Raw genomic sequence first — 18,544 nt, forward strand, 5'->3', positions numbered from 1 at the left:
TCCGTGCTCCGGTAGGTTGTCCCGCGTGGTGAGCCAGCAGACGACCGACCCGCAGCTCGACGCCGTCGGGCGGCCGATGCCCGCGTTCCCCGACCCCCCGCCTCTCGCCTCCCACGGTCCCGCGCGCGTCATCGCGCTGTGCAACCAGAAGGGTGGCGTCGGCAAGACGACGACCACCATCAACCTGGCCGCCGCGCTCGCCGAGTACGGCCGCAAGGTGCTCATCGTCGACTTCGACCCGCAGGGCGCCGCCTCGGTGGGTCTCGGCATCAGCCCGCACGAGCTGGACCGCACGGTCTACAACCTGCTCATGGAGCGGGACGCGGACATCCGCTCGATCATCCAGCACACCGCGACCCCCGGCCTGGACCTGCTGCCCGCCAACATCGACCTGTCGGCCGCCGAGGTGCAGCTGGTGGGCGAGGTGGCCCGCGAGTCCGTGCTGGCCCGCACGCTGCGCCCGATCCTCGACGACTACGACGTCGTGATGATCGACTGCCAGCCGTCGCTCGGCCTGCTCACTGTCAACGCGCTCACCGCCGCGCACGGCGTGCTCATCCCGCTGGAGTGCGAGTTCTTCGCCCTGCGCGGCGTCGCGCTGCTCGTGGAGACCATCGAGAAGGTGCGCGACCGGCTGAACCCGCGCCTCGAGGTCGACGGCATCCTGGCGACCATGTACGACCCGCGCACGCTGCACGCCCGCGAAGTCGTCGCGCGCGTCAACGAGGCGTTCGGCGAGACCCTGCTGCACACGGTCATCAGCCGCACGGTGAAGTTCCCCGACGCCACCGTCGCCGCCGAGCCGATCACCACGTACGCCCCGACGCACTCCGGTGCGGCGGCCTACCGTCAGCTGGCACGTGAGCTCGTCGCCCGTGGCGACGCCGCCTGACGAGCGCGCGGTCCCGCCCGAGCAGTCGGCCTCCGGTCCGACGGGTGCGAGCGCGCCCGTGGGCACGAGTGCGTTCGAGGTCCACCTCACCAACTTCAGCGGCCCGTTCGACCTCCTGCTCGGCCTGATCGCCAAGCACAAGCTCGACATCACCGAGGTCGCGCTCGCGCAGGTCACCGACGAGTTCATCGCCCACATCCGCGGCGCCGAGAAGCAGTGGGACCTCGGCCAGGCCAGCGAGTTCCTGGTCATCGCCGCGACCCTCCTGGACCTCAAGGCCGCCCGGCTGCTGCCGTCCGCCGACGTCGAGGACGCCGAGGACCTGGAGCTGCTCGAGGCCCGCGACCTGCTCTTCGCCCGGCTGCTGCAGTACCGCGCGTACAAGCTGGTCGCGGCGGACCTGGCCGAGCGGTTCGCCACCGAGGGCCGGCGGTTCCCGCGGCTGGTCTCGCTCGAACCGCACCTGGCCGCGCTGCTGCCGGAGCTGATCTGGCAGATCGGCCCGGAGCAGCTGGCGGCGCTGGCGGCGAAGGCGGAGCAGCCCAAGGCGGCCCCGCCCGGTGTCGACATCAGCCACCTGCACGCTCCTGCCGTCAGCGTCCGGGAGCAGGCCGCCGTCCTGGTCGACCGTCTGCGGCACGGCGGGGCGATGTCGTTCCGGGCGCTGACGGCCGACGCGGGCGCGACGGTGGTCGTCGTCGCGCGGTTCCTCGCCCTGCTGGAGCTCTTCCGGGAGGGGGCGGTCGCGTTCGACCAGGTCACGCCGCTGGGCGAGCTGACCGTGCGGTGGACGGGATCCGAGGAGGGCGAGATCGAGGTGTCCGACGACTTCGACACGCTCGACACCACACTCGACGCAGAGCTGGCCCGCGACGGGGCAGCCGAGGAGGACGCATGACCGAGCAGACGGTTCCCGAGGACGACCAGACGGAGTCGGAGACGGCCGCGGCCGACGAGCTCGCGTTCGACGTCGACGACCTGCCCGGTGGCGCCCTGGCCGCGCTGGAGGCCGTGCTCATGGTGGCCGACGAGCCCATCGCGGCCGTCCGGCTGGCGACGGTGATGGCGCTGCCGACCGCCCGGGTCGAGGCGCTCCTCGAGGAGCTCGCTGCCGAGTACCGCGGCGAGCACGGCGGTCGGCCGCGCGGGTTCGAGGTGCGTCGGGTGGGGGACGGCTGGCGGATCTACTCGGCGCCGGTGTACGCGGACGTCGTCGGCCGGTTCGTGCTCGAGGGGCAGACGGCCCGCCTCACCCAGGCCGCGCTCGAGACGCTCGCCGTCATCGCCTACCGGCAGCCGGTGACCCGCGGTCAGGTGTCCGCGGTCCGCGGCGTGAACGTCGACGGTGTCGTGCGCACGCTGACCACGCGCGGCCTCGTGGCCGAGGTGGGCACGGATCCGTCCAGCGGTGCGGTGCTCTACCAGACCACGGGATACTTCTTGGAGCGGATGGGGCTGTCCAGCCTGGACGAGATGCCCCCGCTCGCGCCCTACCTGCCGGACATCGACTCCTTCGAGGGTGTCGACCAGGCGATCGGAGACAGCAGATGAGCCCGCAGGAACGACGGTCAGGTGGCTCCGGTTCGTCCGGTGGCCAGTCCGGCGGCAGGAGCGGCGCGCCCAGGGGCGGCAGCGGCTCGGGCGCACCGCGCGGTGGTAGCGGGTCCGGCGCGAGCCGCGGCGGCAGCGCCGGTGGCTACCGGGGCGGCAGCACCGGCGGGTCCGGCGGCGGCTACCGCGGGGCCGGTGGCGGCGAGGGCTACCGCGGGAGCACGGGCGGCGGCGAGGGCTACCGGGGTGGCAGCACGGGCGGCTCGCGCGGCGGAGAGGGCTACCGCGGCGGTAGCACGGGCGGCTCGCGCGGCGGCGAGGGGTACCGCGGCGGAAGCGCCGGGGGCTCGCGCGGCAGCGACCCCCGAGGCGGCGGCTCCGACGGGTACCGCGGCGGCAGCACCGGCGGTGGCTCGCGGGACGGCGGGGGATACCGCGGCGGTTCGGGCGGCGACTCACGGGACAGCGGCGGCTACCGAGGAGGCGACGCACGAGACGGCGGCGGCTACCGGGGCGGCGCGCCGAGCAGTGGCGGCGGTGCGGGTGGCGGTTCGCGCGGTGCCACGGGCGGGGCCTCGCGAGGCGGACCGGGATCGTCGTCGCGGGGCGGTGCACCGCGTCCCAAGAGCGGGACCGGGTACCCGCGCAGCGGTGGGACCGGACGCCCCCGCACCGATGGCGCGTCGAGCCGGCCGAAGAAGCCGAGCCGCACGCCCGAGGTGACGATCGACGTCCACGACCCCGACGGCGTGCGCCTGCAGAAGGTGCTCGCGGCGGCCGGCCTCGGCTCGCGGCGCTCCTGCGAGGACCTCATCTCGGCGGGCCGTGTGACGGTCGACGGCAACACGGTGCTCGAGCTCGGCGTGCGCGTCGACCCGCTCACGGCCGTGATCCACGTGGACGGCATGCGCGTGCAGCTGGACTCGTCGATCATCACGATCGCGCTGAACAAGCCGAAGGGCGTCGTCTCGACGATGCACGACCCCGAGGGACGGCCGTCGATCGGTCAGTTCGTGTCCGACCGCGAGGAGCGGCTGTTCCACGTCGGCCGGCTCGACGCCGAGACCGAGGGCCTGATCCTGCTGACCAACGACGGCGACCTGGCCAACCGGCTCTCGCACCCGTCGCACGGCGTCACCAAGGTGTACCTGGTCCAGCTCGAGGGGCGCGTCACGCCCGCGCTCGGCGCGCGGCTGATCAAGGGCGTGGAGCTCGAGGACGGCCTGGCCAAGGTGGACAAGTTCCAGATCGTCCAGACGACCCCGCAGGCCAGCCTCGTGGAGATCGAGCTGCACGAGGGTCGCAACCGCATCGTGCGCCGCATCTTCGACGAGGTCGGCTACCCGGTCACGCAGCTCGTCCGCACGCAGATCGGCCCGATCCGCCTCGGCGACCTCAAGCCGGGTCGCACCCGCGTGCTCTCGAAGACCGAGGTGGGCTCCCTGATGACGCGGGTGGGCATGTGACCCTGGCGACGCGAGGGCCGGTGCGGATCGTCGGCACCGGCCTGCTGGGCACGTCGGTGGGGCTCGCTCTCACCACGCACGGCGTCGAGGTGGTCCTGCACGACCCGTCGCGCACCGCCCTGGCGCTCGCCCGCGACGTGGGTGCCGGTCGCCCGTCACGCCCGGAGGACGCCGCGCCGACGCTGATCGTCGTCGCCGCCCCGCCGGACGTCACGGCGGACGTGGTGCGCGCGGAGCTCGCGGCGTACCCGGACGCCGTCGTCACCGACGTGGCGAGCGTCAAGGGGTACGTGCTCGCGGAGCTCAAGGCGGCGGGCGCGGACCTCTCGCGGTACGTCGGTTCTCACCCGATGGCCGGGCGCGAGCGGTCCGGACCGTCGGCCGCGGTGCCGGACCTGTTCCTCGGGCGGCCGTGGGTGATCGCCGACTCGGGTGCGTCGACGCCCGAGGCGGTGCTGGCCGTGCGCGCGCTCGCCGTGGACCTCGGCGCGGTGCCGGTGACGATGGACGCCGATGCGCACGACGCCGCGGTCGCGGCCGTCTCGCACGTGCCGCAGGTGGCCGCGAGCCTCGTCGCCGCGCGCCTGCGGGCCACCGACGAGGCCGCGCTCGGCCTCGCGGGGCAGGGCCTGCGGGACGTCACGCGCCTCGCGGCGTCGGACCCGGCCTTGTGGACCTCGATCCTGGCGGCGAACGCGTCGGCCGTGCGCGACGTCCTGGTGGAGCTGCGCACCGACCTCGACACCGTGATCGACGCGCTGCGCCAGGCCGCCGCGGCGGACGGTCCGGAGACGGTCGAGCTCGGCGCGCTCGCCACGCTCGCCCAGGCGATCGCCGACGGGAACGCCGGCGTCGCGCGGATCCCCGGCAAGCACGGCGGAGCACAGCGCACGTACGGTGTGGTCACCGTGCTGGTGCCGGACGCCCCGGGCGAGCTGGCGCGGCTGCTCACCGAGGTGGGAGAGGCGGGCGTCAACCTGGAGGACCTGCACCTCGAGCACGCGGCAGGTCGGCCGGTCGGCATGGCGGAGATCTCGGTGCTGCCCGGCAGCGTGGAGCACCTCGAGGCGGAGCTGACGGCCCGCGGATGGAGACTGGTGAGTTGAGCAGGGCGATGGTCGTGGCGATCGACGGACCCTCGGGATCCGGCAAGTCGAGCGTCTCGCGGGGCGTGGCGAGCGCACTGGGATTGGCCTACCTCGACACCGGCGCGATGTACCGCGCGGCGACGTGGTGGTGCCTCGACCGGGGCGTACCACTCACGGACGTCGACGCGGTCGCGGCGCAGGTCCGGGCGTTGCCGCTGGTCATGGGCACCGACCCGGCGAATCCGACCGTCCATGTCGGCGGTGTCGACGTCGGCCTGGCGATCCGCGAGACGGCGATCTCGTCGGCGGTCAGCGCGGTCGCCACCAACCTGGAGGTCCGTGCCGAGCTCGGCCGGCTCCAGCGGGCTGCCATCGACGAGGCGCGCACTCGCGCGGGGATCGTCGCCGAGGGCCGGGACATCACGACGGTGGTCGCCCCCGACGCGGACGTGCGCGTGCTGCTGACGGCGAGCGAGGACGCCCGGCTCGCCCGGCGCGCGCGGGACGTGCACGGCTCCGACGACGCCGCCGCGGTCGAGGCGACGCGCGACCAGGTGCTCCGCCGCGACGCCGACGACTCGACCGTGGTGCAGTTCCACGAGGCCGCGGACGGAGTGGTCACCGTCGACTCCTCGCACCTCGACTTCGACCAGACCGTGCAGGCCGTGCTCGACGTCGTCGAGTCGGTCGTCGGCCCCCGCCCATGAGCACGGCAGCCGGTCCGTCCGAGAGCGGTCCGCGCTGGGCGCGCTGGATCGGCCGCTTCCTCGCGCGCGTGGTCTGGAACACGCAGGTCGTGGGCTCGCACCTGGTCCCGACCGACGGCCCGGTCCTGTTCGCCGCCAACCACACCGGGATCATCGACGGCCCGATCGTGCTGGGTGTGTCGCCGCGGCCCTCGCACATGCTGGTCAAGTCGGAGATGTTCTGGGGTCCGGTCGGTGCGGTGCTGCGGGCTGCGGGTCAGATCCCGGTGGAGCACGACGGCGGTCGCTCCGCCCTGAACAGCGCGCTCGTGGTGCTCCGGCGCGGCGGCGTGGTCGGGGTGTTCCCGGAGGGCAACCGCGGCAAGGGCGACGCGGCGAGCGCGCGGGCGGGGGTCACCTGGCTCGCGCTGAACGGGCACGCACCGGTGGTGCCCGTGGCGGTGCTCGGCACGCGCCGGACGGGGGAGTCCGTCGGTCACGTGCCCGGGCTGAGGCGTCGGCTCGCGATCGAGTTCGGTGCACCGCTCGTCCTCGAGCGCGCCGTGGGGACGTCCGGCCGGGTGGCGCTGGAGCAGGCCAACGAGGCGATCCGGGTGGCGCTGGCCGAGCTCGTCGACGGCGCGGTCGCCCGCACCGGCCTGGTGCTGCCCACGGACGACCCGAACCGCGAGCGCTCACCGCGATGACCCCGTGGGAGTGGGACCGGTCGCTGTTCGCCGGCACCGCCGCTCACTACGTCGTCGGCCGCATGCCGTACCCGCCGGAGCTGGCGGACGCGCTGCGGGACTCGCTGGGCCTGGACGGCACGGGCCGCCTGCTCGACGTCGGCTGCGGACCGGGCTCACTGACGCTGCTGCTCGCCCCCCTGTTCGCGACGTCGGTCGGGGTCGACCCGGACCCCGGGATGCTCCGCGAGGCGGCGCGCGTCGCCGGGTCGGCACCGGTGCAGTGGCGCGAGCTACGCGCGGAGGAGCTCCCCGCCGACCTCGGGACCTTCCGCGTCGTCGTCTTCGCCCAGTCCTTCCACTGGATGGACCAGCCCCTGGTCGCCGACCGCGTGCGCACGATGCTCGACACGGGCGGGGCGTGGGTGCACGTGTCCGCGATGACGCACCGCGGGCTCGACGGCGATCTCCCGCTGCCGCACCCGCGCCCGCCGTGGGACCGCATCGACCAGCTCGTCGCCGACTATCTCGGCCCGGTCCGTCGTGCCGGTCGCGGGACCCTGCCGGACGGGACCCGGGGCGGCGAGGAGGACGTGATGCGCGCCGCCGGCTACCGGGGACCGGAGCGCCTCGTGGTCCCGCGCGGTGAGGTGGTCGAGCGGACCGCCGACGACGTCGTCGCCGCCGTGCTCTCGCTGTCCAGCTCCGCCCCGCACCTCTTCGGCGAGCGGCTCGGTTCCTTCGAGAGCGACCTGCGCGAGCTCCTCGGCGAGGGGCCGTTCTCGGAGCAGGCGCGGGACGTGGCGGCCGCGATCTGGCGTCCGTGACGGGACTCTCCTGCTGGTAGTCGTCCTGCGGTCGTCGCACCTGGGACAATGGGCGCATGACTGAGCCCGATCCGATCCTCGCGCTGCCCGACGAGACCGCCGACGCCGACCGTGAGCGGGCTCTGCGCGCAGGGCTCACCGAGTACGAGCTCGAGGACGAGGACCTTGCCCTCCTGCACGCGGGCGACGTCGGGGAGATCGGCGAGGAGCCGGTCGTCGTGTTCCCGGTGCTCGCCGTCGTCGGCCGCCCGAACGTCGGCAAGTCGACCCTGGTCAACCGCATCCTCGGTCGCCGCGAGGCCGTCGTCGAGGACAAGCCGGGCGTCACGCGCGACCGTGTGAGCTACCCCGCCGACTGGTCGGGCACGCGCTTCACGCTGGTCGACACGGGCGGCTGGGAGGTCGACGTGGCCGGCATCGAGGCGCGCGTGGCCCAGCAGGCCGAGGTCGCGATCTCGCTGGCTGACGCCGTGATCTTCGTCGTCGACGCCACCGTCGGCGTCACCGAGACCGACACCCAGGTGGTCAAGCTCCTCCGCAAGGCCGGCAAGCCCGTGGTGCTCTGCGCCAACAAGGTCGACGGACCCGCCGGCGAGGCCGATGCCGCCAACCTCTGGTCGCTCGGGCTGGGCGAGCCGTTCCCCGTCTCCGCGCTGCACGGCCGCGGCACCGGCGACCTGCTGGACGCCGCCATCGACGCGCTGCCCGAGGTCTCCGCGCACGGCACACCGATCCCCGACGGACCCCGCCGCGTCGCGCTGGTCGGCCGCCCCAACGTCGGCAAGTCCTCGCTGCTGAACAAGGTGCTCGGCGCCGAGCGCGTCGTCGTCGACTCCGTCGCCGGCACCACGCGCGACCCGGTCGACGAGCTCGTCGCGCTCAAGGGCAAGCCCTGGGTCTTCGTCGACACCGCCGGGATCCGGCGTCGTGTGCACCAGACGTCCGGTGCCGACTTCTACGCCTCGCTGCGCACGCAGGCCGCGATCGAGAAGGCCGAGGTCGCCGTCGTCCTGGTCGACGCCTCCGTGAAGCTCACCGAGCAGGACACGCGCGTGATCACGCAGGTCATCGAGGCGGGCCGCGCCCTCGTCATCGCGTACAACAAGTGGGACCTCATGGACGAGGACCGCCGCCCGTTCCTCGAGCGCGAGATCGAGCAGGACCTCGTGCAGGTGCAGTGGGCGCCCCGCGTGAACATCTCCGCGAAGACCGGCTGGCACACGGACCGCATGGTGCCGGCGCTCGAGCGCGCGCTCGAGTCGTGGGACATGCGCATCTCGACCGGGCGACTCAACGCGTTCCTGGGTGAGCTCGTCGCGGCCCACCCGCACCCGCTGCGCGGCGGCAAGCAGCCGCGCATCCTGTTCGCGACGCAGGCGTCCACCCGGCCGCCCCGCTTCGTCATCTTCGCGACCGGCTTCCTCGACCCCGGCTACCGCCGGTACATCGAGCGCCGCCTGCGCGAGACCTTCGGCTTCGAGGGCACGCCCATCTCGATCTCGGTACGTGTCCGGGAGAAGCGCAAGCGGTGACGCCCGACGGGCCGGTGCAGCGGCGGCGGCCTCTGCTGAGGCTCGGGCTGCCGCGCGACCCCGCGTCGAGCAGCCACATCACCGGCTTCCTGGTGATCACGCTGGCCACGGTCATCGTGACGCGACTCCTGCTCAGCCTCACCGGCTTCCCGCAGCTCGGCGGCGGGGGAGTGCACATCTCCCACGTGCTGTGGGGCGGTCTGCTCATGGCGCTGGCGTTCATCGTGCTGATGACCTTCATCGGCCCGGTGGTGCGACGGTTCGCCGTCCTGCTCTCCGGCATCGGCTTCGGGCTGTTCATCGACGAGGTCGGCAAGTTCGTCACCTCCGACTACGACTACTTCTGGGAGCCGACGGCGGCCCTCATCTACCTGGTCGTCATCGCCCTGGGCCTGTTCGCCGACGTGCTGCAGCGCCGGCACCCGCGCGACCCGGCCGAGTTCCTCGCGGCCGCCGCCGACCAGGCCGTCGCCGGGCTGGCGGGCGGCTTCAGCGCCCGCGAGCGGACCCGGGCGCGCTGGTACTTGTCGCGGGCGGGAGACGCCCCCGGTGCCGACGAGGTCCGTGCACTCCTCGACGCGGTGGAGCACGACGCCGTCGAGGTCCCCGACCCGATCGGTGCTCTGTCGCAGTGGATCGTGGGCGCATCCCGGTGGCTGGTGCGCGCCCGCTGGGTGCCGTGGGTGACGGTCGCCGTATTGGTCGCCACGTCATTCGTGACGCTCGGACGCGGGATCTACGGCTGGTCCGCGTCCGACGACGAGCCGGTGTGGCTGGTCGTCGGCCTGCTGCTCAGCGGGCTCGCGTCGACCGCGTTCGCCGTGGTCGGGCTGGTGCGGGTCCGGCGCGACCGCGAGTCCGGCTACCGCTGGTTCCGCCGCGCCGCGCTCGTCGCGCTGCTGGTGACGCAGATCTTCCTGTTCCGGCTCTCGCCGTGGGACGCCACCATCGGGCTCGCGATCGACCTGGTGATCCTCGCGGTCGTCGCTGCTGAACTCGACGTGATCGCCGGTGACCGGACGACCTCGCCCGTGGGGTAGAGTTTCCGAGGCTTCTGCGGGAGCCGACGGGCTGTGGCGCAGCTTGGTAGCGCACTTGACTGGGGGTCAAGGGGTCGCAGGTTCAAATCCTGTCAGCCCGACGTATCAGGCCTGGTGAGACGGTGTCTCACCAGGCCTGAGTTGTGTTCGGCGGGGCCAGATCTCCCCGTCCAGCCCGCGCCTTGGATAGGTCCGCGCGGCGTCCGCCGAGCCTGTCGGCGTGCTCGTGCGACGAGAGATCGCGGGACTGGATCCGGTCGAACCGCACCGTGTGGCTTCCCGCGGCCCGGCCCCGAGCGTTCCTACCGGTCGAAATGGTGGCGCAGGACGTACTTGGCGGTCCGCTCGCCGATCGCGGTGCCGTCGTCGACGGCGCTGCGGAAGTGCACGCCGCCCCAGATCCTGGCGTTTCCGACCTCGCTCGTGAGGTCCTGCCTCGTCGCGAAGTGCCGGGCTGCGCCGCCGGTCACGCTGGGCACGGTGAAGTCGATGTGCGCGGTGCCCAGGAACCTCGAGAGCACTATCCCGGAGGCGGGTGTGATGCAGCTGTGCGCGCTCGGGTACTCGGGGTGGTTCGGCGTCGGGATCAGCGGCGTCCAGGACGGGTCAGCGATCGTGCGGCGGTTCCCGTCGGTGTCCCCAGCGGGGATCGCAGTCACCGGGCGCCAGAACGCGTAGCGGTACTTGGCGTCGAAGCAGGCGATCAAGGCGTCGGCGTAGGTCACGGACATAATGGCCTGGAAGCGCGTGGCGTCGGCCAGGTCAAGGTCGTGCTGGTCGAGGAAGAGTCGGAACGAGGCGTGGGCCTGCGTGAACGGCGGTTCGCCCCAGAACCGGGCGGCCGCCGTCTGGTCCGGCGTCCGGACGGTGCTCGTGGCTGAACCGAGCGCTGCCACCTCGGCGTAGTCCTTGGCCCACCGCCGGCTGTCGAGGTCCGGCGGGCCGTCGGGGCGGAACTGGTCGGCCGAGCGCAGCGCGAACGGGCGCATCCCGGGGAGGAACGTCCCCAACGGTGGGGTCGGAGCGGTCGGGATCCAGGTTCCGACGGGCGCCGGGACCGGCGGCGTGTAGGGCACCGTGGCGCGGAAGCCGTCGTCGCGGCGCAGCTCGATCAAGGCCGCGGCGACACGCTCGCCGACTGCGACACCGGCCGTCTCGGCGCTGCCGTCGGGGATCGACGCGAGCGCGGTCTGGTACGCCGGGTCCAGGATCGTCGGCTTCTGGGCGGGCAGGTAGTGAGCCAGGACCCGGTGCGCAGCGGTCGACACCGCCGCCTCGGCGGACGCGCCGCGGGGTGCGTCGGCGTCCACGGCGAAGTGGTCGCCGTGGCCGTGGACCGCCACCGCGGCGTCGTACTCCGCGATCGCGACGTAGGCGAACATCACGTGGCTCTCGACGGGGTTGAACCCCGCGGCGGCGAGGGCTTGGGTGGCCGTGAGGTCCCACGCGGCGACGAACAGGTCCGGGGCGCCGTGGGGGTGGTCGCCGGCGACGGCGACCCCGGAACCGGCCATCGTGCAGCCGACGGCGAGCGCCGCCACGACGGCGGGGGCGCGCCATCGACGGCCACCGAGGCTGCGTGCTTGCGGGGAGCTGATTCTGCGCCTGGACATCGTTGTCTCCTTCGGCTGGCTTTCGTATGCCTCGGGCAACCCGAGACATCGGCAGGGCCATCAGGTCCGGTCGATACAAGTAGACGCCCGACACCAGGCAAACGGTGAGTTTCTTGCGCTAGAGCGTGACAAGAATCCGAGTGCCGTCTCGGGGTGAGGCGCTGTCTCCGAGAACTCTGGACAGTGCCTGACTCACGCCCGCACGACGATTGGTGGGACAGCTTCGAATCGCGAGAGCACGATCGTGACGTCGCTGTAGCGGCCGAGGTTGACCCCGATCCCACCGTCGCTAGGACCTGGCACCCGCCGCCTCTGGAGCGGACGGCAGCTCTGCTGATCAGTGCCGGATCCGGTACGTCGATCCCACGTGGTCGACCGTGCGGTGGGTGACGGTCAGGACGGGTCCTGCGTGTCGGCCGGGACATCGGCGGTCATCACGCAGTTGCCCTTGCCCTTGGGCCGCTGGTACGTGAAGCCGAGTTGTTCGTACATGGTCCGCGTCGCGTTGTAGAGGAATGACGCCGACGTCTTCTTGCCCGGTGGCAGGTCGTGCGGGTACGACTCCACCAGGCCGCCCCCTGCTGCGGAGATCAGCGCGAGTGCACCGCGGACCGCGACCGATGCCATCCCCTTGCGTCGGTAGTCGCGGTCCACGAACAGGCAGGTGATCCGGAAGTCCGGTCTGCGGGGGACGCCCTGCTCCCACTCCTTGCGGTGGTGGATGTTCTGCAGCTCGTCGACCGTCCCATACTGGGCCCACGCCACCGCGACGTCGCCGTCGAGCACCAGTGCCGCGTGTGCGCGACCGGCCTCGACGAGCTGTCGCTTGAACTCACGGTGGCCGAGCGCGCGTCGCTCGTCCGTGGGGTCGGGGTAGAGATGGAAGTAGGTGCACCAGCAGCCGCCCCACACGCCGTTGTGACGTTCGGCCAGGTCCGCGAACGCGTCCCAGGTCGCAGGACTGAGTGGCTCGATCCGAAAACCGTCGACCACGATGTCCCGATCGCCCATCCCGCGAAGATAGTCCCGTGGCCTCCAGAGTGGCAGGCCCCCGTCACTAGACTCGGCGCATGCGTGGCCTGGAGCACGCCGTCACCATCGCGGCCCCGCCCGAGAGGGTCTGGGCGGTGGTCGTCGATGTCGAGCGCTGGCCCGAGCGGATCCCCACGGTCGACACCGTGGAGCGGCTGGACGACGGACCGCTCGTCGTCGGCTCCCGGACCCGGTTGCAGCAGCCACGGCTGTCCCCAGCGGTGTGGACGGTCACCGAGCTGGTCGGCGGGTCGTCGTACACCTGGGAGTCGAGCTCGCCGGGCGTCACCATCACCGCCTCGCACGTCGTCGAGCCGCACCCGGACGGGAGCCGGCTCACCCTCGCCCTGAGCGTGTCGGGTCCGTTGTCCGGGGTGGGCTGGCTCGCGACGCGGTCGCTGACCCAGCGGTACGTCGAGACGGAGGCCGCCTCGATCAAGCGGGCCGCGGAGACCACGTGAGTCCCGGCGAGGTCAGAGCCGCGCCAGCGTGACGACCCGGGCGCCGAACCAGCGCGCCTCGGCGAGGTCGTGGGTGATCAGGAGTGTCGTCTGCCCGGCGCAACGGTCACGGACCCAGGCCATCACCTGCACCTTGCCCAGGGCGTCGAGGCCCGTGAAGGGCTCGTCCAGGACGAGGAGATCGGCCTCGGCCAGCACCGCCCGGACGATCGCCACCCGGCGCCGCTGCCCGCCCGACAGGTCGCGTACCGGCTTGGCGAGGTCCGGGTCGTCCAGGCCGGCGCGGCGCAGGTCGGCAGCGACCGCGCTCGACGGGGTGGAGCGGGGCAGGACCAGGCGCACGTTGCCGACGGCCGAGAGCTGCTCGCAGAGCCGGTTCTCCTGGAAGACGGCGGCGCGGCGGCGGCCGCCCATTCCCCGGACCTCACCGGTGTCGGGGACGGACAGGCCGAGCAGGAAGCGGGAGAGAGTCGTCTTGCCGGACCCGTTGGGCCCGGTCAGCGCGGTGACTCGGCCCTCGTCCAGGTCGAGGTCGAGGTCGTCCAGCACCAGCTGGGCGCCGAAGCGGTGGCTGATGCCGCGGAGCGCGATCACGCGAGGCGCCTCTCGACGTGGCGCAGGGCCGCCACCAGGAGCTTCTCGACCGCGAAGCTCACCGTGATGATCACGGCGGTCCACGCGAACAGGTCGGCACTGCTGAGCAGGATCTTCGCCTCGTAGAGCCGCTCGCCGATGCTGCCCTCGGCGAGGCCGATGACCTCGGCGGCGATGCCGCTCTTCCAGGCCAGGCCGACCCCGATGCGGCAGGCGGCGGTGAAGAACGGCAGGACGGCGGGGAGGTCCACGGCGGGCAGCCGCCGCAGCCGCGGCACCCGGAACACGTCGGCGACCTCCAGGAGTGCGCGGTCGCGGTGCCGGATGCCCTCCAGGACGTTGGTGTAGATGATCGGCAGGACCATGAGGAAGCTGATGACCAGCGCGAGCTGGTCGCTGCTCACCCAGATCAGCACGAGGATGATGAAGCTCACCACCGGAGCGCTGCGGACGGCGGCGAGCGCCGGGGTGACGAGGGCGTCGACGACCCGGGACGAGGCCGCCAACATCGCCCCGAGCGTGCCGAGGACGGAGGCAGCGGCGAAGCCACCGGCGATGCGGACGAACGAGGACCAGACGGTGCCCCAGAAGTCCGCCGTCAGGCTCAGCTCGCCGAGCCGGACGACGACGCTGCCGGGCGAGGCCAGGAGCACCTCGTGCCCGACGGCCAGGGCCGAGACCTGCCAGACGACGACCCAGAACACGACGACCGCCAGGGGGCGCACGGCCCCCCGGGCGAGCGTCGCCGTGCTCTCAGCGGCGGAGGTAGAAGTCATCCCCGGGCACGCTCCCACCGACGGAGGCCGGATCGGCGTCGAACAGCACCTGGAGGTAGCCGCCCAGGAGGCTCTTGAGCCCGGCGCCGTCGATGAAGGTGATGTGGGACGAGGGGATGGCGGCCTCGGCGATCGGCGCCGCCGGGACGATGCCGGCCTCAGCGATGAGGACGGCCGCCTCGGCGGGGTGCTCGTTGGTGAACCGCGTGGACGCCTCGTAGTCGGTGAGGAAGTCCGCGACGGCATCCGGGTGCTCCTCGACGAACGCGGCACGGACCACCACGACACCGGTGACCAGCTCGGAGTCCGGGCTGACCTTCGCCCACTCGTCGGTGAGGTCGAGTGCGGTGCGGATGCTCGAGTTCTGCGTCGTCACGACTGTGGCGAAGGGCTGGGGCAGCAGGGCGATCGCGCCCGGCGTCGTCGCCAGCAGGGCCGCGACCTCCGTGTGCTCGCTGCGGTACTCGATCGTGAGGTCGGTCGCCGGGTCGAGGCCGTTGCTGGTCAGCAGGTGCTCCAGCACGTACTGCGGCGAGGCACCCTTGCCGGAGGCGTAGACGGTCTTGCCGGCCAGGTCCGCGATGCTGTGCACCGTGTCTCCGGCCTCGAGGACGTCCAGGACCCCGAGGGTGGTGATCGCGGCCGCCTGGATCTGGGCGTCGTCGTCGTCGAGCGTCTTGTTGTACAGGACGGCGGCCAGGTTGGACGGGAGCAGGGCGACGTCGACCTCGCCCTGCACGACCAGTGGCACGACCTCGTCCGGCGTGCCGTACATCGTCACGCGGTAGTCCCCGGTGCCCTCTCCGGACGCCGCCTCGCTCATCAGGTGCACCAGCCCCATCGTCGTGGGGCCCTTGAGCGACGCGACGCGGATCGTCGTCGGATCGGCGGTGGGCACAGCCGTGGTGGCGGCCGGGGGCGCCGCCGCGGGTGTGATGCCGCTGCAGCCGGCGAGCAGGCCGATCGTGCACAGCAGTGCCGCTGCGACCCCCGCGACGCGCTTCATCGGATCACCTCTCGGTCGGGACTGACTGCTGCGTCCCGGAACGGGGCATAGCTCGTGTGCAGGAGATGGTGGGCGGCCTCGGAGTTGGGTTCCCCGTAGAACTCGTCGTACAACCGCAGGACGTCCGGGTTCTCGTGGGACTTGCGCAGGCTCGAGGTGCGGTCGATGTTGACCAGCACCTTCTGCCGGGCCGCCATCTCGCCGGCCCTGCCGGGGACAGGGTGTCCGGCACCGTTGATGCAGCCACCCGGGCACGCCATGACCTCGATGAGGTCGTAGCCCACGTCCTCACCTGCGGCGATGCGCCGGGCGAGAGGCTCGATGTTGTTCAGGCCGGAGACCACCGCCACGCGCACGGTCACGCCGCCGCCGGTCACGGTCGTCTCCTTGATGCCCTCGAAGCCGCGGACCTCCTCGAAGTCGAGCTTGTCGAGCAGCGGCTCGCCCGTGAGCTTCTCGACCGCCATCCGCAGCGTGGCCTCCGCCACTCCGCCCGAGGCGCCGAACAGGATCCCGGCGCCGGTGACCCGCTTGTACGGCTCGTCGAACTCCGCCGGCGTGATGTCGGCCGGCTCGAGGCGCAGCATCTCGACCATCTCGAGGAACTCGGTGGTCGTGAGCACGGCGTCGACGTCGCGCACGCCCTCCGGCGCGAACTCCGGGCGGGCGGCCTCGTACTTCTTGGCCAGGCACGGGACGATCGACACCACGTACAGCTCGTCGAGACTCACGCCGGCCTGCTGGGCGAAGTGGTTCTTCACCGTCGCCCCCATCATCTGCTGCGGCGACTTACAGCTCGACAGGTGGGGGATCAGATCAGGGAAGCGGCGCTCGACGAGGTTGACCCAGCCGGGGCAGCACGACGTGAAGTGCGGCATCACGCCACCGGACGAGACCCGGCCCAAGAACTCCGTGGTCTCCTCCATGATCGTGAGGTCGGCGGCGAAGGTGAAGTCGAAGACCTTGTCGAAGCCGATCCTGCGCATCAGACCGGCGATGTAGGCGGACGCCTCGTCGAACGGCAGCCCGAAGTGCTCGGCGACGACGCTGCGGACGGCCGGGGCGACGAACCCGACGACGACCTTCGCCGGGTCGTTGATGGCCGTGAACACGTCACCGCGCTCGCGCACGTAGTCCAGCGCGCCGCACGGGCAGGCGCGGACGCACTGGCCGCACGAGACGCAGTCCGTCAGTCCGAGGGGCTGGCCGTCGTGCGTGCCGACGGTCAGCCGGCCCTCGCGGAACTGGAACGCCAGGACTCCCGGGCCCTCGATCTCGGCGCAGGCGGCGACGCACAGCCCGCACGAGATGCACTTGTTGTCGTCGCGGACGATGAAGGGGTGGTCCTGGGTCAGCGGGACGTACGGGCGCACGTGCAGGGGCGTGGCGAACACGACCTGGTGGGCGCTGGCTTCCTGACGCAGCGAGCAGGCGTTCTGCGTGCCGCAGCCGCAGCGCAGGCAGCGGGCGGCCTCGGCTCGGGCCTGCTCCTCGGTCAGGCCCCGCTCGACCTCCGCGAAGCTGCCGGTCCGCTGCGAGGGCACGAGCGAGGGCATCGTGGCGCGGGCGAGCCGGGGGAGGTCCTCGAACTCCGCGCGAGGCAGGTCCTCGAGCGACCCGCGGCTGCAGGTGTAGTCCTCCTGGCTGGGGCGCACGGATCCGCGGGTGACGAACTCGTCCATCGCGTGGGCCGCACGTCGCCCCGCCGCCACGGCCTGGATCACGGTCGCCGGCCCGGTCACGCAGTCGCCGCCGGAGAAGATCTTCCCCTCGCTCGTCTGCATGGTGTGGCCGTCGATGTCGACGTCCCCCCACTCGTTCAGCCGGACCGGGAGGTCGTTGAACAGGAAGCCGGTGTCGGTGCTCTGACCGATGGCCCCGATGATGGTGTCGGCCGCGATGACGAAGTCGCTGCCCTCGACGGCCACCGGCCGGCGACGACCCGAACGGTCCGGCTCGCCGAGCTCCATCGTCAGGCAGTGCAGCTGCAGGCCCTCGTCGCCCGCGCTGATCCTCGTCGGCGCGGTGAGGAAGACCATCTCGATGCCTTCGAGCAGCGCCTCCTCGACCTCGAACGGCTCGGCCGGCATCTCCTCGCGGGTGCGTCGATAGACGAGCCTGACGTTCGTGGCCCCCTGACGCAGGGCGGTGCGCGCGCAGTCGATCGCCGTGTTCCCGCCGCCGAGGACCACGACGTCGTCGCCGAGCGGGACCTCGACGCCCTTGGTGACCTGCTCCAGGTAGTGGATGCCGAGCCAGACGCCGTCTAGGGTCTCGCCGTCGACCCGCAGCGGCGACGCGCGCCAGGAGCCGATCGCCAGGTAGACCGAGTCGAAGTCGCGCTGCAGGTCCTCCAGCCGCAGGTGCGTGCCGAGCGCCTGACCGGTGACGATCTCGACGCCCATGCTCTGGATGACGCCGATCTCCTGGTCGAGCGTGGTCTTGGGCAGCCGGTACTCGGGGATGCCGTAGCGCGTCATTCCGCCGGCGTGGTCCTGCTTCTCGAACACGGTCACGGCGTGCCCCGCGAGCGCGCTGTAGTAGGCAGCCGACAGGCCGGACGGTCCGGCGCCGACGACGGCGATCCGCTTGCCGGTGGGCTCGGCGACCCGCGGGATCCACGGCGACTCGCGGGCCATGTCCCAGTCGGACGCGAACCGCTTGACCGCGTTGATGGCGACCGGCTCGTCGGTGAGGTTGCGCCGGCACTCCGACTCGCACGGGTGGGGGCACACGCGGCCGCACACCGACGGGAAGGGGTTCCGGTCCCGGATCACGCGGATGGCGGCCTCGTAGTTGCCGTCCGCGACGTGGCTCAGGTACGTCTGGATGTCGATGCTGCCCGGACAGGCGACGACGCACGGCGCCACGCAGTCGGCGTTGTGGTCGCACAGCAGCTGCTCGAGGCGCACCTTGCGGTAGGCGTCGAGGCGCGGCGAGTGGGTGGTGATCACCATGCCGGGGGTCACGGGGGTGAGGCACGCCTTCACGTCCCTCGGGGTCGACGTCCCGAGCTCGACGACGCACAGGCCACAGCTGCCGTTCGACCGCTTGAGCCGGATGTCGTGGCACAGCGACGGGACGTCGATCCCCTCGTTGGCCAGGGCCTGCAGGATCGTCAGCCCGTCGAGGACCTCGATCTCGCGGTCGTCGACCGTGACGGTGAACCGGGCGCCGTCAGTGACCTCGCGCACGTCAGACCTCCAGAGGTGCGACTCGGTGCAACGGAGGCCGGGTGCCGACGTTGGCACGATGCCCATCGGTCGACGTCGACGATGGATACAGGGCGCACAT

17 protein-coding genes and 1 tRNA gene are annotated in these 18,544 nt (G+C 72.3%); 12 read left to right on the top strand and 6 right to left on the bottom strand.

Annotated elements, in window-relative coordinates; all coding sequences use genetic code 11:
• Positions 1 to 76 precede the first annotated feature (76 nt).
• From ASD18_RS16505 to ASD18_RS16555, 11 genes are all read left to right on the top strand, one after another.
• Positions 77 to 892, top strand: a complete 816-nt coding sequence (locus ASD18_RS16505) for a ParA family protein (protein WP_235522452.1) — start codon at positions 77 to 79, stop codon at positions 890 to 892.
• Positions 876 to 1,790, top strand: coding sequence for a ScpA family protein (locus ASD18_RS16510; RefSeq protein ID WP_056094590.1), 915 nt, complete (start codon positions 876 to 878; stop codon positions 1,788 to 1,790). The genes ASD18_RS16505 and ASD18_RS16510 overlap by 17 nt, the downstream gene beginning before the upstream one ends.
• Positions 1,787 to 2,443 (top strand): SMC-Scp complex subunit ScpB, encoded by a 657-nt coding sequence (gene scpB / locus ASD18_RS16515; RefSeq protein ID WP_056094593.1) that lies wholly within the window; start codon positions 1,787 to 1,789, stop codon positions 2,441 to 2,443. Before ASD18_RS16510 ends, scpB begins: the two co-directional genes overlap by 4 nt.
• Complete coding sequence (locus ASD18_RS21785; protein ID WP_304438223.1) at positions 2,440 to 3,909, top strand: pseudouridine synthase; 1,470 nt, start codon at positions 2,440 to 2,442, stop codon at positions 3,907 to 3,909. Before scpB ends, ASD18_RS21785 begins: the two co-directional genes overlap by 4 nt.
• Positions 3,906 to 5,015: a prephenate dehydrogenase gene (locus tag ASD18_RS16525; protein ID WP_056094597.1), complete on the top strand. Its 1,110-nt coding sequence runs from the start codon at positions 3,906 to 3,908 to the stop codon at positions 5,013 to 5,015. The genes ASD18_RS21785 and ASD18_RS16525 overlap by 4 nt, the downstream gene beginning before the upstream one ends.
• Positions 4,997 to 5,704 carry a (d)CMP kinase gene (gene cmk, locus ASD18_RS16530; RefSeq protein ID WP_056094599.1) on the top strand — a complete coding sequence of 236 codons (708 nt, stop codon included), beginning with the start codon at positions 4,997 to 4,999 and terminating at the stop codon, positions 5,702 to 5,704. Before ASD18_RS16525 ends, cmk begins: the two co-directional genes overlap by 19 nt.
• Positions 5,701 to 6,390 (top strand): 1-acyl-sn-glycerol-3-phosphate acyltransferase, encoded by a 690-nt coding sequence (locus ASD18_RS16535; protein ID WP_056094602.1) that lies wholly within the window; start codon positions 5,701 to 5,703, stop codon positions 6,388 to 6,390. The genes cmk and ASD18_RS16535 overlap by 4 nt, the downstream gene beginning before the upstream one ends.
• A complete protein-coding gene (locus ASD18_RS16540) occupies positions 6,387 to 7,196 on the top strand; it encodes a bifunctional 2-polyprenyl-6-hydroxyphenol methylase/3-demethylubiquinol 3-O-methyltransferase UbiG (RefSeq protein ID WP_056094604.1) in 810 nt (269 codons plus the stop codon). Before ASD18_RS16535 ends, ASD18_RS16540 begins: the two co-directional genes overlap by 4 nt.
• 56 nt (positions 7,197 to 7,252) lie before the next feature.
• Positions 7,253 to 8,728 (top strand): ribosome biogenesis GTPase Der, encoded by a 1,476-nt coding sequence (gene der, locus ASD18_RS16545; protein ID WP_056094607.1) that lies wholly within the window; start codon positions 7,253 to 7,255, stop codon positions 8,726 to 8,728.
• Positions 8,725 to 9,768, top strand: coding sequence for a hypothetical protein (locus tag ASD18_RS16550; protein ID WP_056094610.1), 1,044 nt, complete (start codon positions 8,725 to 8,727; stop codon positions 9,766 to 9,768). The genes der and ASD18_RS16550 overlap by 4 nt, the downstream gene beginning before the upstream one ends.
• A gap of 27 nt (positions 9,769 to 9,795) precedes the next feature.
• Positions 9,796 to 9,869 (top strand) — tRNA-Pro (locus ASD18_RS16555).
• Between the two features lie 201 nt (positions 9,870 to 10,070).
• On the opposite strand, the gene ASD18_RS16560 is transcribed toward ASD18_RS16555, so the two are convergent.
• Together ASD18_RS16560 and ASD18_RS16565 are read right to left on the bottom strand one after the other, a co-directional pair.
• The gene (locus tag ASD18_RS16560) at positions 10,071 to 11,381 is read right to left on the bottom strand and encodes a vanadium-dependent haloperoxidase (RefSeq protein WP_082574159.1); all 1,311 of its coding nucleotides are present in this window, start codon (positions 11,379 to 11,381) and stop codon (positions 10,071 to 10,073) included.
• Between the two features lie 393 nt (positions 11,382 to 11,774).
• Positions 11,775 to 12,392, bottom strand: a complete 618-nt coding sequence (locus ASD18_RS16565; protein WP_056094615.1) for a GNAT family N-acetyltransferase — start codon at positions 12,390 to 12,392, stop codon at positions 11,775 to 11,777.
• Between the two features lie 59 nt (positions 12,393 to 12,451).
• Between ASD18_RS16565 and ASD18_RS16570 the strand changes: the two genes are divergently transcribed.
• Positions 12,452 to 12,874: an SRPBCC family protein gene (locus ASD18_RS16570; RefSeq protein WP_056094619.1), complete on the top strand. Its 423-nt coding sequence runs from the start codon at positions 12,452 to 12,454 to the stop codon at positions 12,872 to 12,874.
• A gap of 12 nt (positions 12,875 to 12,886) precedes the next feature.
• Here the strand turns inward: ASD18_RS16570 and ASD18_RS16575 are convergent, their stop codons facing one another.
• From ASD18_RS16575 to ASD18_RS16590, 4 genes are read right to left on the bottom strand one after another with little or no spacing between them, the layout of a single operon-like run.
• Positions 12,887 to 13,468, bottom strand: coding sequence for an ATP-binding cassette domain-containing protein (locus ASD18_RS16575; RefSeq protein WP_056094622.1), 582 nt, complete (start codon positions 13,466 to 13,468; stop codon positions 12,887 to 12,889).
• The gene (locus ASD18_RS16580) at positions 13,465 to 14,244 is read right to left on the bottom strand and encodes an ABC transporter permease (protein ID WP_056094625.1); all 780 of its coding nucleotides are present in this window, start codon (positions 14,242 to 14,244) and stop codon (positions 13,465 to 13,467) included. Before ASD18_RS16580 ends, ASD18_RS16575 begins: the two co-directional genes overlap by 4 nt.
• Positions 14,222 to 15,250: an ABC transporter substrate-binding protein gene (locus ASD18_RS16585; protein ID WP_056094629.1), complete on the bottom strand. Its 1,029-nt coding sequence runs from the start codon at positions 15,248 to 15,250 to the stop codon at positions 14,222 to 14,224. The genes ASD18_RS16580 and ASD18_RS16585 overlap by 23 nt, the downstream gene beginning before the upstream one ends.
• Positions 15,247 to 18,444, bottom strand: coding sequence for an NAD(P)-binding protein (locus ASD18_RS16590; RefSeq protein WP_056094632.1), 3,198 nt, complete (start codon positions 18,442 to 18,444; stop codon positions 15,247 to 15,249). Before ASD18_RS16590 ends, ASD18_RS16585 begins: the two co-directional genes overlap by 4 nt.
• Positions 18,445 to 18,544 lie beyond the last annotated feature (100 nt).

Source organism: Cellulomonas sp. Root137, from assembly GCF_001426725.1.
In the GTDB taxonomy this organism is placed as follows: domain Bacteria; phylum Actinomycetota; class Actinomycetes; order Actinomycetales; family Cellulomonadaceae; genus Cellulomonas.

Bases quoted from the DNA above. Each gene is read 5' to 3' on its own strand.
- ASD18_RS16505 (WP_235522452.1), top strand. From the start codon at position 77: ATGCCCGCGTTCCCCGACCCCCCGCCTCTCGCCTCCCACGGTCCCGCG.
- scpB (WP_056094593.1), top strand. From the start codon at position 1,787: ATGACCGAGCAGACGGTTCCCGAGGACGACCAGACGGAGTCGGAGACG.
- ASD18_RS21785 (WP_304438223.1), top strand. From the start codon at position 2,440: ATGAGCCCGCAGGAACGACGGTCAGGTGGCTCCGGTTCGTCCGGTGGC.
- cmk (WP_056094599.1), top strand. From the start codon at position 4,997: ATGGAGACTGGTGAGTTGAGCAGGGCGATGGTCGTGGCGATCGACGGA.
- ASD18_RS16535 (WP_056094602.1), top strand. From the start codon at position 5,701: ATGAGCACGGCAGCCGGTCCGTCCGAGAGCGGTCCGCGCTGGGCGCGC.
- ASD18_RS16540 (WP_056094604.1), top strand. From the start codon at position 6,387: ATGACCCCGTGGGAGTGGGACCGGTCGCTGTTCGCCGGCACCGCCGCT.
- der (WP_056094607.1), top strand. From the start codon at position 7,253: ATGACTGAGCCCGATCCGATCCTCGCGCTGCCCGACGAGACCGCCGAC.
- ASD18_RS16560 (WP_082574159.1), bottom strand. From the start codon at position 11,381: ATGTCCAGGCGCAGAATCAGCTCCCCGCAAGCACGCAGCCTCGGTGGC.
- ASD18_RS16565 (WP_056094615.1), bottom strand. From the start codon at position 12,392: ATGGGCGATCGGGACATCGTGGTCGACGGTTTTCGGATCGAGCCACTC.
- ASD18_RS16570 (WP_056094619.1), top strand. From the start codon at position 12,452: ATGCGTGGCCTGGAGCACGCCGTCACCATCGCGGCCCCGCCCGAGAGG.
- ASD18_RS16580 (WP_056094625.1), bottom strand. From the start codon at position 14,244: ATGACTTCTACCTCCGCCGCTGAGAGCACGGCGACGCTCGCCCGGGGG.
- ASD18_RS16585 (WP_056094629.1), bottom strand. From the start codon at position 15,250: ATGAAGCGCGTCGCGGGGGTCGCAGCGGCACTGCTGTGCACGATCGGC.